The 12,849-nt window shown below is 74.9% G+C and carries 11 protein-coding genes; 5 read left to right on the forward strand and 6 right to left on the reverse strand.

Features of this window, described 5'->3' with window-relative positions:
* Positions 1–42 precede the first annotated feature (42 nt).
* Both FB462_RS13940 and pucL read right to left on the reverse strand, forming a co-directional pair.
* Entirely contained in the window at positions 43–672 is a 630-nt protein-coding gene (locus tag FB462_RS13940; protein ID WP_244289137.1) for a nucleotidyltransferase family protein, read from the reverse strand.
* Positions 669–1,610 (reverse strand): factor-independent urate hydroxylase, encoded by a 942-nt coding sequence (gene pucL, locus FB462_RS13945; RefSeq protein WP_058740553.1) that lies wholly within the window; start codon positions 1,608–1,610, stop codon positions 669–671. Before pucL ends, FB462_RS13940 begins: the two co-directional genes overlap by 4 nt.
* A gap of 559 nt (positions 1,611–2,169) precedes the next feature.
* Between pucL and FB462_RS13950 the strand changes: the two genes are divergently transcribed.
* The 3 genes from FB462_RS13950 to FB462_RS13960 are packed head-to-tail and all read left to right on the forward strand — an operon-like array spanning position 2,170 to position 6,559.
* Positions 2,170–2,784, forward strand: coding sequence for an FAD binding domain-containing protein (locus tag FB462_RS13950; protein WP_229666975.1), 615 nt, complete (start codon positions 2,170–2,172; stop codon positions 2,782–2,784).
* A complete protein-coding gene (locus tag FB462_RS13955) occupies positions 2,781–5,570 on the forward strand; it encodes a molybdopterin-dependent oxidoreductase (RefSeq protein WP_141862482.1) in 2,790 nt (929 codons plus the stop codon). The genes FB462_RS13950 and FB462_RS13955 overlap by 4 nt, the downstream gene beginning before the upstream one ends.
* Positions 5,570–6,559, forward strand: a complete 990-nt coding sequence (locus tag FB462_RS13960; protein WP_141862484.1) for an XdhC family protein — start codon at positions 5,570–5,572, stop codon at positions 6,557–6,559. Before FB462_RS13955 ends, FB462_RS13960 begins: the two co-directional genes overlap by 1 nt.
* A 123-nt stretch (positions 6,560–6,682) precedes the next feature.
* Here FB462_RS13960 and FB462_RS17705 read toward each other — a convergent pair whose 3' ends face one another.
* Both FB462_RS17705 and FB462_RS13970 read right to left on the reverse strand, forming a co-directional pair.
* Positions 6,683–7,378, reverse strand: a complete 696-nt coding sequence (locus FB462_RS17705; protein WP_229666974.1) for a hypothetical protein — start codon at positions 7,376–7,378, stop codon at positions 6,683–6,685.
* A gap of 181 nt (positions 7,379–7,559) precedes the next feature.
* Positions 7,560–8,852, reverse strand: coding sequence for an amidohydrolase family protein (locus tag FB462_RS13970; protein WP_141862486.1), 1,293 nt, complete (start codon positions 8,850–8,852; stop codon positions 7,560–7,562).
* A gap of 82 nt (positions 8,853–8,934) precedes the next feature.
* On the opposite strand from FB462_RS13970, the gene FB462_RS13975 reads away from it, so the two are divergent.
* Positions 8,935–9,537 carry a hypothetical protein gene (locus FB462_RS13975; RefSeq protein WP_141862488.1) on the forward strand — a complete coding sequence of 201 codons (603 nt, stop codon included), beginning with the start codon at positions 8,935–8,937 and terminating at the stop codon, positions 9,535–9,537.
* On the opposite strand, the gene FB462_RS13980 is transcribed toward FB462_RS13975, so the two are convergent.
* Positions 9,456–10,541 (reverse strand): BLUF domain-containing protein, encoded by a 1,086-nt coding sequence (locus tag FB462_RS13980; protein WP_114850458.1) that lies wholly within the window; start codon positions 10,539–10,541, stop codon positions 9,456–9,458. The genes FB462_RS13975 and FB462_RS13980 overlap by 82 nt on opposite strands.
* Positions 10,538–11,323 (reverse strand): PP2C family protein-serine/threonine phosphatase, encoded by a 786-nt coding sequence (locus tag FB462_RS13985; RefSeq protein ID WP_114850459.1) that lies wholly within the window; start codon positions 11,321–11,323, stop codon positions 10,538–10,540. The genes FB462_RS13980 and FB462_RS13985 overlap by 4 nt, the downstream gene beginning before the upstream one ends.
* A gap of 99 nt (positions 11,324–11,422) precedes the next feature.
* On the opposite strand from FB462_RS13985, the gene FB462_RS13990 reads away from it, so the two are divergent.
* On the forward strand, positions 11,423–12,820 hold the full coding sequence (locus FB462_RS13990) for an amidohydrolase family protein (protein WP_114850460.1): 1,398 nt from the start codon (positions 11,423–11,425) through the stop codon (positions 12,818–12,820).
* The last annotated feature ends 29 nt before the right edge of the window (positions 12,821–12,849 follow it).

The raw sequence follows: 12,849 nt of genomic DNA on the forward strand, positions 1-12,849 counted from the left end.
TGCAGGCCGGGAGGAACGACCGACCATGCGCGGTTCGGCTTCCTACGGCAGCTGCGATGGGACGGGACACTCGGAACCATCACGGTCCCGGTCCCGGTCCTCGCCGTCCCACAGGTCGGCGCAGTCGACGCCCGTCACGCCGGCCCGCCGCAGCCAGACGCCCGCGCTCCGGTCCCCCGGGTCCGCCGTGACCGCGGCGAGCAGCGCTGCGCGGTGGTCCGGACCGACGAGCACCGGGTGACCCGGCCGCTCCCCGAACACCGCCCGCCGCAGGACGTCCCGGTCCGACCCGGGGCCGAGCACGCGCCGGACGACCGCGGCGGGCAGCGTCGGCAGGTCGACGAGGGTGACGCAGGAGGTGTCCTCGTCGCCGAGGGCACGCAGCCCCGCGGCGAGCGACGCCCCCGGCCCGGCCGCCCAGTCCTCGGCGACGACGACCCGCACGTCGGGAGCGGTCGGGACGTGCGGCCGTGCACGGTCGGCGGCGGCACCGAGCACCACGACGACCTCGGCGCAGCCGCCCGCGCGCAGGGCGTCCACTGCGAGCGTCGGCCACGGCACGCCGTCCGGGCTCCGCACGAGCGCCTTCGGCGTGCCCATCCGGGTGCCGGCACCCGCGGCGAGGACGACCCCGACCACGCGGCGCCGTTCCGGCACGGGGTCGCCGGTCACACGAAGGCGGGCACCGACGCCCACGCGGCCGGGGCCTCGGCGACCCCGTCCCGCACGACCGTGCCGGAGATCAGGCCGTAGGGGCGGTCCGCGGCGAAGAACACCTCGCCCGGGTTCTCGAGGCCGAACGGCGCGAGGTCGACGAGGAAGTGATGCTTGTTCGGCATCGAGAAGCGCACCTCGGCGATCTCCGGGAACGCCTCGATCGCGGTGCGGCCCATCGCGAACAGGGTCTGCTGGAGCGCGAGCGAGTGCAGGTCCGCGAAGGTCGCGAGCATCCGGTCGAGGACCCCGGCGTACAGGGCGTCGTAGTCGATGCCGGCGGCGACCGCCTCGGGCGTGTACCGCCAGCGGGCGGTGACCGAGGTCGCGAGGATCCGGTCGTCGGTCTCGGCCAGGGTCGTGTAGCCGTCGCGGGGGAAGCCGTGGAACTCGCTGCCGGTCGACTTCAGGACGGTGAGGTCGGTGACACCGGCGAGCACGTGCACGTCGTCGCCGTCGACCTGCACCACGGCGGTGCGGGTGCCCCGACCCGAGCGGACGAACGAGTGGTCGTGCTCCCGGCCGTCGACCGCGATGCGCTCCCAGGCGTGCTGCTCGGCGGACAGCGTCGAGCCGTCGTACCAGTCGAACGCCGTCGCGAAGTGCCGACCGAGGCGGAGCAGGAAGTCCTCGGGGGTGCCGACGCCGTGCTCCTTCGCGAAGGCGTAGACGGTGTTCTTCTGCGTGTCCGTGGCGACGACCTTCGCGTTGTCGCCCTCGGTGTAGGACTCGGCGAGCGCCGCGCCCCGCAGCTGCGTCGTGACGGTGAGGTCCTCGATCTCGTGCCGGTCGGTGTCGCGGGTCACCCGGACGAGTCGGACCTCGGCCTTGCCGTACTGGTTCGCGCCGAGGCGGACGGAGGTCGTGACGGGGGCTGCGGTGGCGGTGGTGTCCATGCGGCGACGATGACACCCGGTTGTTTCGGGGGTGCGTCGATCAGGTCACGGGTTCCGGCACCGGACGTGACCCGGGCGTCGCTGGCCCGTAACGACGCTGAAACACCGGTTCCCTAGCGTTGCCGCCACGAACCGATCCGACCCGAGGAGGCCCCGTGGCGCGCACGTCCGCACCCCGAGCGGCGTCCAGGTCTGCCCATGGGGCGTGGAACCGCGGCATGATCGCGCACGGTCGACGGCCGGCGACGACACCCGACCCGTCGACCGTCACCCTGATCGGACCCCCTCATGGACCTCGTCTCCGTCCGCACCGTGCGGACACCGTCGCACCGCGACGACCTCGCGCTCGCCCCCGGTGAGCAGCCCCTCGCGGGCGGCACCTGGCTGTACTCCGAGGAGCAGCCGGGCACGACCGGCCTCGTCGACCTGACGGGCCTCGGCTGGCCGGACGCCGAGCGCACCCCGGACGGGCTGCGGCTCGGCGCGACGTGCACGCTCGCGGCGCTGCTGCGGCTGACCCCGGAGCAACTGGCGCGCCTGGCCGCTCGTCGACCGGTGTGTGAACGCCCTGCTCGCGTCCTTCAAGGTGTGGAACGCGGCGACCGTCGGCGGCAACGTCGCGACGGCGCTGCCGGCGGGCGCGGTGACGGCGCTGCTCGTCACGCTCGACGCGACGGCCGTGGTGTGGACGACGGACGGCGGGGAGCGCCGGGTGCCGGTCGCCGAGCTCGTGACGGGACCGCGCTCGACCACGCTCGCCCCGGGCGAGGTCGTCCGTGCGTTCGACGTGCCGGCCGCGGCGCTGCGCCAGGAGACCGGGTTCCGCCGGGTGTCGCTCAGCCCGCACGGCCGGACCGGGACGCTCGTCACCGCACGGTGGAGCAGCACCGACCGCGACGCCGACACCGGCACCGGTGCCGGCACAGCCACCGGTGCCGGCTTCGTCCTGGTCGTCACCGGCGGCGTCCCGCGCCCGCTCGTGCTGCGCTGGGACACCGTCCCGACTGCGGCCGCGGTGGACGCGGTCCTCGCCGGCCACGACGACTGGTACGACGACCCGCACGGCTCCCCCACCTGGCGACGCGGGGTCTCGCGCCGCTTCGCCGCGGAGCTCGTCGCCGAGGCCGGCGCGACCGGGCACAGCGGCAACCGTCGAGCCGGGGGCGCCCGATGAGGCTCACCGTCGACGGCACCGCCCTCGAGACCACCCCGCAGCCCGGCCAGGTCCTCCGCACCCTGCTCCGCGAGCACGGCGTGACCGCGGTGAAGAAGGGCTGCGACGCCGGTGACTGCGGTGCCTGCTCGGTCCTGCTCGACGGCGTCCCCGTGCACTCCTGCATCACGCCCGCCCACCGGCTCGAGGGCCGCACGGTCACCACCGCCGCTGGCCTCGGCACCGCCGCCGACCCGCACCCCGTGCAGCGCGCGTTCGCCGAGGCGCCCGGCTTCCAGTGCGGGTTCTGCACCGCCGGGTACGTCGTCACGGCGTCGACGCTCGACGACGACCAGCTGACCGACCGGCACCGGGCGCTCAAGGGGAACCTGTGCCGGTGCACGGGGTACCGCGCGATCGAGGACGCCCTCGACGGGGTCCGCAACACCGCCTGCGCCACGGCCGGGGACGCCGTGGGGACCTCGGTCGCGGCACCCGCGGCGATGCGCATCGTCACCGGCGACGAGGAGTACACGCTCGACGTCCGCCGGACCGAGGCGCTCCTGCACCTCGCGGTCCTCGGCAGCCCGCACCCGCACGCCCGCGTCACCGCGATCGACACGAGCGCCGCCGAGGCGCTCCCGGGCGTGCACGCCGTGCTCACCCACCGGGACGACCCCGGTGTGCTGTTCTCCACCGGGCGGCACGACTCCCGGCTCGACGACCCCGACGACACCCGCGTGTTCGACACCGTCCTGCGGTTCCGCGGACAGCGCGTCGCGGCCGTCGTCGCGGAGAGCATCCGGGTCGCCGAGCAGGCCTGCGCCCTGCTCCGGGTCTCGTACGAGGTGCTGCCGAGCGTGCACGACGTCGACGCCGCTCGGCGTCCTGGCGCGCCGCTGCTGCACGGCGACAAGACCACCGCCGAGCACCGCATCGCCGAGCCCGACCGGAACGTCGTCGCCGCCCTGCACGGCGGGACCGGAGATCTGGATGGCGCGCTCGCCGCGTCCGCGGCGACGGTCGAGGGCACGTGGTCGACGGGTCGCGTCTCGCACGCCGCGCTCGAGACGCACGCGACCCGCGGGTCGCTGGACCGGGACGGGAGGCTCGTGCTGCGGACCGCCACGCAGGTCCCGTTCCTGGTGCGGGACGAGATCGCGCACGTCTTCGGTCTCGACCCGGCCCGGGTGCGCGTGGTCGCGGGGCGCGTGGGCGGCGGGTTCGGCGGCAAGCAGGAGATGCTCACCGAGGACCTCGTGACGCTCGCGGTGCTCCGCACCGGACGGACCGTGCAGTACGAGTTCAGCCGACGCGACGAGTTCACGATCGCGCCGACGCGGCACCCGATGCGCGTGCGGGTGCGGCTGGGCGCCGACGCGGACGGCCGGCTCACCGCGATGCACGTCGACCAGACGATGGACACGGGGGCGTACGGCAACCACGGCGTCGGCGTGATGTTCCACTCGGTCAGCGAGTCGGTCGCCGTGTACCGCTGCCCGGTCAAGCGGGTCGACGCCGAGTCCGTCTACACGAACAACCTGCCGTCCGGGGCGTTCCGCGGGTACGGCCTCGGGCAGGTCGTCTTCGCGATCGAGTCGGCGATGGACGAGCTCGCGCGCCGCCTCGACCTGGACCCCTTCGAGCTGCGCCGCCGGAACGTCGTGGTGCCGGGGGACCCTCTCGTCGTCACCGACCCCGACGAACAGGACGACCTGCGCTGGGAGGGCAGCTACGGCCTCGACCAGTGCCTGGACCTGGTCGAGGACGCCCTCCGCGCACCCCTGTCCGAGGTCCCCGCGATGGACGGGCCCGTGCTCGACGACTCCGGCGACTGGGCCCACGGGACCGGGATCGCCCTCGCCGCGATCGCCACGATGCCGCCCCGCGGACACCACGCGCACGCGTCCGTCGAGGCCAACGCCGACGGCCGCTACCGGATCGGGGTCGGCACGGCGGAGTTCGGCAACGGGACCACGACCGTGCACACCCAGCTCGTCGCCACGGCGCTCGGCACCACGCCCGACCGGGTCGACGTGCACCAGTCCGACACCGACGCCGCACGGTACGACACCGGAGCGTTCGGGTCGGCGGGGGTGGTCGTCGCGGGCAAGGCGCTGTACGCCGCCGCGCTCGACCTGCGCGAGCAGATGACCGGCAGGGCGCTCACGCTCGTCGCGGCCCGGACGCCGCGCGCCGCCGTCGGTCCGCTCGGCCCCGCGGTCGCCGTGCTGCCCGACGGGGTGCGGGTCGGCGACGAGTTCGTCGGGCACGCCGAACTGCTCGCCGAGGGACCGCTCGTCGCCCACGGCAGCCACGACGGCACCCCGCGCTCGCTGGCCTTCACGGTGCACGGCGCCCGGGTGGCGGTGCACCGGCCGACCGGTGAGGTCCGCGTGCTCCACAGCGTGCAGGCCGTCGACGCCGGCACGGTCCTGAACCCCGAGCAGCTGCGCGGACAGGTCGAGGGTGGTGCCGCGCAGGCCATCGGCTCGACGCTGTACGAGGAGGTCGTGCTCGACGACGACGGTCGGGTGACGACCGACGCGTTCCGCTCCTACCGGGTGCCGAAGATCTCCGACGTGCCGCGCACCGATGTCCGGTTCGCCGTCACCTCGGACCCGCTCGGACCGCTCGGCGCGAAGTCCATGAGCGAGGCGCCGTACAACCCCGTCGCGCCGGCGGTCGCGAACGCCGTGCGGGACGCCCTCGGCGTCCGGCCGTACCGCCTGCCGATGACGCGTGACCGGGTCTGGGCGCTCCTCCAGGACGCGGCCGTGGACCGGACCGACGCCGGGGGTGCGTGATGTTCGAACTGGCACCGCGCCTCCTGGCCGTGCTCGACGGCGGCGACCCCGTCGTCGTCGCGACGGCCGTCGCGATGTCCGGCAGCGCGCCCAGCGGGGTGGGGACGTCGATGGCCGTCCTGCCGGGCGGCCAGGTCGTCGGGACGATCTCCGGGGGCTGCGTCGAGGGGTCGCTGTTCGTGACCGCCGAGCAGGTGCTCGCGGACGGCGTGCCCGTGCTGGAGCGCTTCGGCTTCGACGACGACACGGACGACCCCGACGCGGTGTGGGCGCCGGCGCTCCGCTGCGGGGGCCGGGTCGAGGTCCTGGTGCGCCGGATCGTCCCCGGCGACCCCGTCGTGGACGTCCTGCGACGGGCGGCGTCGGGCGTGCCGACGTCGCTCACGGTCTCGCTCGAGCCCGACACGCTCGGTGCGGTCGTCACCGCGCCGGACGGGTGCCGCGGCCGGGTGTTCGTCGAGCGCGCCGACGCCCGGCCGCGGTGCATCGTCGTCGGGGCCGTGGAGTTCGCCGTCGCCGTGACGAACGCGGCGGCGGTGCTCGGGCACGCCGTGACCGTGGTCGACCCGCGGCCGGTGTTCCTGACCGACGAGCGCTTCCCCGCCGCGGACGAGCGCATCGTGGGGTGGCCGACGCGAGTGCTCGAGGGGCTGCCGATCGACGCGTCGACGGTGGTCGTGGTCCTCTCGCACGACGAGCGGTTCGACGCCGCGGTGATCGACCTCGCGCTCCGCCGCGGTGCCGGGTACGTGGGGGCGATGGGCTCCCGTGCGACGCACGAACGGCGGACGGCGGAGCTGCGCGCGCTCGGGACGCCGGACCTCGGGCGGCTGCGGTCCCCGATCGGGCTCGACATCGGCGCGGAGACCCCGGCCGAGATGGCGGTCGCGATCATGGCCGAGGTGATCGCCGTGCGTCGGGGTGCTCCGGGTGGGGCGCTCGCCGGCGGGGCGGGGCCGATCCACCGGCGGGCGGTGGCGGCGGGCTGAGCGGTGGGACGGGGCCGGTCTCGGGCGTGCCTGGTCGTTCCGGGCGTACCTGGTCGGACGTCCCGCCCAGGTACGCCCGGTCCCGCTCTCCGTCCCGCCCGCTCTGGCGAGCGCCCGCGGGCGTCAGTCGTCGCGCACGTACCCGGTGTCGGGGTCGATCTCCGCGAGGAAGGAACGGAGGTCGCTGCGCATCCGCTCGTCGTCCGCGCACAGCCGGAGGTTCGTGGCAGCGAGCTCGTCGGGCGCTGGTCCCGGGGCGGAGGACGAGAGCGTCCCGCCGAAGCCGTAGCCGGGGTTCGGCCCGGTCAGCCACGTGACCTGCGTGCTGCTGCCCCGCACGCTGACGAGGAAGCGCTCGCCGTCGACCTCGAGCTCCCACTCCGCCGGCACCGAGCGCGAGCCGTCGGGCCAGGTCGTCCGCCCACCGTCGTGCCAGCCGAAGGGTCCGGCGAGCACGGTGAGCCGGGCGTGCTCCCGCGGGTCGGACAGCTGCCATCCGTAGTTCGTGGGGACGACGTGGCTCACACCGTCGACGTCGAGACGCTCCCGGCTGTCGCCGAGGCCGTCCGTGTGGACCTCCTCGTCCGTCCAGACCAGGAACTGGCTCACCCAGTCGTCGGCGTCCTCCGGTGGTGCGAACAGCCACCACTGGGGCGCACCGGTCGAGGGCAGGCGGACCTCGAGCCGAGCCGAGGGAGCTCCCGAGTGCGAGAAGGTCACGCCGAGGACACCGCCCTCGGCCCGGACGTCGGAGCACCGGTAGCCGTCCCGTGGCGGAGCGGCCCGGAGCGCGGCGACGATCGCCTGGTCGGTCAGCACGCTCCGATCCTGCCAGGGCGGTCGCGGCGGCGGCGGGCTGCGGGGGCGCGGGGCGTCGCCGTCCCGCCGAGACGCCTCCGAGCGCGCGAGGCGCCGCCGAATCCGGGGGCGTCTCGCACACCTGGAGGCGTCTCGTGCATCCCGGGTGTCCCGCATCCGGGCGCGTGACGGCCCGCCGCCGTCACACCGGCGTGCGCGCCAGGCGCTCCGCGAGCCGCGCCGCGATCTCGCGCTCGTCCCCCGTCACGAGCCGGTGGTCCCGGACGACCACGCGCCCGCCGACGACCACGTGCTTCGGCCGCCGCCCCGGGGACGCCCAGAGCAGCCCGCCGACCGGGTCGGCAACGCCTGCGTCCGCGACGCCCGAGACGTCCCACACGCACAGGTCGCCCGCGGAGCCCGCACCGAGGTGCCCGAGCTCCGGGCGTCCGAGTCCCGCCGCCGACCCCTCGGTCATCATCCCGAGCACCTGCCGTGCCGGGAGCTGCTGCCCGACGAGCGCCGACACCTGCATTGCCAGCCGGCCGTCGGCGAGCAGGTGCCCCGCGTCGTTGCTCCCGCCTCCGCTCGTCCCGAGGCCCACCGGGATCCCCGCGTCGGCGAGCGCCGCGACCGGGGCGATCCCCCACCCCATCGGCACGTCGCACCCCGGCGCGTGCGTCGCGCTCACCCCGGCGTCCGCGAGCCGGGCGACCTCGTCGGCGGTGACGTCGCACAGGTGCGCGATCGTCACGTCCGGTGCGAGCCACCCCCACTCCTCGAGCAGGTCGAGCGGCCGCCGCCCGTACCGCTCGAGGGCGATGGCGGTGTCAACCTGCTCGTTCGCCTGGGTCCGCCGGCGCAACCCGTGCTGCGCCGCGACCTCGCCGAGCGCCCGGAAGGTCGCCTCACCGTCCGAGTGCACCCCGGCCGGCCCCACCGCGACCTGGAGCCGTCCGTCCGGATCCACCCCGCCGACGGCGCGCTCGTGCAGCAGCCGCCCGGCGATCGCGTCCGCCGACGCGGCGGCATGCTCCGGGTCGTCGCGTGCCGACCCCCGGACGAACACGAGCCGTCCGCCGAGCCCGCGGACGGCGTCGACCGTCGCGCCCGCAAGCACCACGGTGTCGTCGGTGGTCGCGTCCGCGGGCCAGTTCAGGTGGTGGTCGGCGATCGTCGTGACGCCGGACAGGAGGCCCTCCGCGGCTCCGGCGGACGCGGCCAGTCCGTACAGCTCGGGATCGTGCCCCGCCCGGGCGTACGCCGCGGCCATCGTCGGGAGCCAGTCCGCCATCGGGACACCGCGCGTGCCCGGCAGCGTCCGGAACGCGGTCTGCAGCAGGTGGTGGTGGGCGTTGACGAGGCCGGACGTCACGACGCATCCGGACGCGTCGAGCGTGGTCTCGAGGTCGCTGCCGTCGTCGACGACGACGTCACCGTCCCGTTCGGTGCGGGGGTCGACGAGGACACGGCGGGCACCGGTGACGGTCAGCATGCGACGGTTCTAGCAGCCGCCTGTTTCCGGGGCGTGACGGCGGATGCCTCGGGGGTGCCTGTGTACGCTCGCACCAGGTCGGATGGGGGTGGACGACGTGGGTGGTCTCGGGTCGGACGGTGTCGTGGCGCGGTCGATGCTCGGCATCCTCTCGAAGCGCATCGGCGCGGCGGTGGTCGTGGCCCTGACGATGTCGCTGTCGACTGCTTGTGCAGGAGGAGAACCCGTGGAGTCCGGCGCATCCCTGCACCGCGGCGTCTCGTCGGACGCCGCGAGACGGTCGGTCACCGACGTGGTGGACCGCACCGCGGCGATCGTCGACGGGGACTGGAAGGTCCTCAGCGGGCCGCGACTCGGTCTGTGCCCGGGCTCCGACGGGTCCGGCGATGCCGAGGACCCGGGCGGTGTCACGTGGGTGTACATCGCGCAGCGGCCCGGCTCGGACGACCCGGAGGACGATCTCCGCAGGGTCGAGGCGTTCTGGCAGCGCCTCGGTATCACGACGAAGCGGTACCGCAGCGGTGGCGACGACCCGGACCTCGGGGTGTCCGGACGGGGCGGTCCGCTCACCAGCATCGACTTCCTCTCGTCGGCCGAGGGGGGCTACAGCATCGACGGTGGGTCACCGTGCGCGGACGGCGACTTCGGCGAACTCGCCACGGGCACGCCCTCGCCGGCCCCCTGACCCGTCGCCCATCCCGTCCGCAACTGCTCGGCAGCGGTCGCGAAGGACGTGGCGATGTCCGGGTCGGGGTCGAACAGGTTCTGGATCCGCAACCCGTCGAAGAGCGCCAGGAGCTGGTGCGCCCCGCGGACCGGGTCGGTGGTCGACGGTTCCCGTCCGGTCGCGACGTCGTGCGCCAACGCCTGCTGGATCGAGGATCGGAACGCGCGGTAGCTCACCAGGAACGCCTCACCGGCCGCCTCGCCCGGGTCGGCAGCGGGGGCGAGTGCGGAGACGATGAGGCGGTCGAGTGCCGGGTCAGCCGAGAACGCCACCACGAGCGCACGCAGCCACGGCACCGTCCCCTCGGTCGCGGCGAGCGGGGCGAGCGGCGTCGTCACCTGCTCGAGCCACGTCGCGAGCGTCGCAGCGAGCAGGTGCGGCGTGGTCGGGAAGTGCGCCGTCACCGTCTCCTCGGACACGCCGGACCGCTCGGCGACGAGGCCGGACGTGCAGCGAGACGGCCCCACGTCCCGCAGGACGCCGATCGCCCCCTGCAGCACGCGAGTGCGGACCGGCTCGCTCGACCGACGGGTCGAGAGCTGCTCGGGCGGGGTCCTGCGGAACCACTCCAGCAGGGCGTGTGCCCGCGAGGTCTCGGCTGCGGGGTCCGCCGGTCGTTCCGGGTCGAACAGGTCCACGTAGCCCGGGGTCGCGTGCACCGCGGGGTCGTCGGTCCGGAACGCGATCGTCCAGTCGTCGAACGACCGCTCCTCGACCGGGTCGTCGAGGAGGACCTGCACGTCGACGTTCGCCGGGTCGGCGGCCACCTCGTGCACGCGCTGCCGGACGATGTCGGCGGGGCCCTCGACGATCCCGAGCACGTTCGCGTCGTGCAGTGCGAGCACCCCCGTGATGCCGAGCTCGGCGTTCCTCGCCCGCTCGACGGAGACGAGGTGAGCGAGGTCGTCGTGACTCAGTCGGCCGGTGCGTGCGGTCGTGAAGACGAGGCAGCGGAGGGTCATCGGTCGGCTCCGTCAGGATCGGTCGTGGCTGCTGCGGTGGCGGGGTCCACGTCACGTCGGACCGCGAGCACCGTGAGGTCGTCGCCCACGACTGCGGGCACGTCGTCGAGGAACGCCCGGAGCGTGTCGTCGAGCGCGGGCGCGTCGACGAGCCGCCGGGCGAGCGCGGTCAGGGTCTCGAAGTCGGCGTCGGGGAGCTCGAGGATCCCGTCGGACGCGACGAGCAGCACGTCGCCCGGCCCGAGCGCGTCGTGCCGCGGCAACCGCGGGAAGCCCCGGGGCTGCAGCCCGATCGGCAGGTCGGCGGACGGGATGCGCCGGGTCGAGCCGTCCGTGCGGGCGATCGCGGCGAACCCGTGGCCGGCGTCGACGAACTCGAGTGCGCCGTCGGCCAGGCGGAGTCGGGCGTGGAAGAGCGTGGCGAACGCCGAGGCCCGCTCCAACCGGCCCCGCACGGCACCCTCCGCCCCCTCCACCGCGACGCCGGGGGTCTCGCGGACCAGGGCGTCGAGCGCGCCGAGCAGGTGGGCGGCCAGCAAGCCCGCCGGGACGCCCTTGCCCATCACGTCGCCGACCGTGACCACCAGGCTGCGGCCGTCCGGGGCCGTCGCACACTGTGCGAGGTCGCCGGACACCCCCGCAGCGGCCCGGGCGACGTGTGCCGCAGACCACCCCGTGCCCGCGCGACCGTCCGGCAGCAGCGCAGCCTGCACGGTCCGGAGACGCGAGGCCTGGTCGAGCCCGGCGTCCTCGTCGTCGTAGACGTCCTGCAGTGAGACCACACCGCAATGTACCGCTCCGCCGTTCCGACGGGGCACCCGGCACGCTCCGGGAAACCCCGCGGTGACACCCGCGAAACACGCGCACCCTAGGTTCGCCCCATGTCACAGACCCTGATCCGCGCCGGCTGGGTGCTGACCGCAGCACCGGACGACGCCGCCACCCCCGCCGCGATCCGCGACGGCGCCGTCCTGCTCGACGGGGACCGCATCGCCGCCGTGGGCACCTTCGCGGAACTGTCCGCCGCCCACCCGGACGCCCCGGTCCGCGGGGGCGCGTACGACGTCGTGACCCCGGGGTTCGTGAACACGCACGGGCACTTCAGCGAGGGGCTCATCACCGGCATCGGCTCGCAGTACACCCTGTGGGAGTGGCTCACGGCGCTGATCGGCCGCGTCAACCCGGTGATGACCCGCGAGAAGGCCTACGCCGGCACCGTGCTGCAGGGCATCCAGCTGCTCCGGAGCGGTGTCACGACCGCGAACGACATGTTCTGCGCGGACCCGATGCCCGACGAACCGGCGACCCCCGGGGTCGTCGCGGCACTCGAGGACCTGGGCCTGCGCGGCGTGGTGTCGTTCGGCTCCGGGGACGTCGACCGGGACTTCGGTGCGACGCCGATCCTCGAGGAGTTCGAGGCCCTGCGCGAGGCCGCCGACGCCAGCCGGTACAGCACGTTCCGGGTCGGGGTGTCGTCGATCGGGCGGTACACCGACGACACCTGGCAGGAGCACGTCGACTACGCGGTCGCCGGTGGCCACGGCGTGCACGTGCACTTCCACGAGGTCCGCGAGGAGGTCACCTCAGCCCGGCAGCGCACCGGCCGCACGGCCATCGGGCACGCCGAGGCCACGGGCATGTTCCAGGTGCCGGTGATCGCGGCGCACAGCGTCTGGGTCGACCGGGAGGACCGCGAGCGCTACGCGTCGAACGGCGTCGGCGTCGCCCACAACCCGGTCGCGAACGGCATCCTGGCGAGCGGCATCGCCCCGGTCGCGGAGCTCCGGGCCCTCGGCGTCCCGGTCGGCATCGGCGTGGACGGGCCGGCGTCCAACGACTCGCAGGACTTCCTGCAGGCGATGAAGACGGCGGCGCTCCTGGCGCGCGTCCGGGACCTGCAGGCCACGGCCATGAGTGCGCGCGAGGCGTTCGAGATGGGGACCATCGGCGGCGCCCGCGCGCTGCGGATGGACGCCGAGATCGGCTCGCTCGAGCCGGGCAAGCGCGCCGACCTGGTCGTGTTCGACGGCGACTCCCCCACGCTGGCGAACGTGCACGACCCGTACCAGGCGGTCGTCTTCGTCGCCGGCAGCCGTGAGGTCCGCGACGTCTGGGTCGACGGCGAGCTGAGCGTCGCCGACCACGACGTCACACGGGTGGACGTGCGCGAGGCGGTCGCCCGCGCCCGCCCCCTCGCCCGTCAGCTGGTCGCCGAGGCGGGGCTGGAGCGCCTCTCGGCGCTCACCGGCGGCGCACTCGACGACACCGAGCGTCCGTAGGGGCGGTCCCCGACCCGGGTCGGGGACGC

This window comes from Curtobacterium citreum (assembly GCF_006715175.1).
GTDB classification, from domain to species: domain Bacteria; phylum Actinomycetota; class Actinomycetes; order Actinomycetales; family Microbacteriaceae; genus Curtobacterium; species Curtobacterium citreum.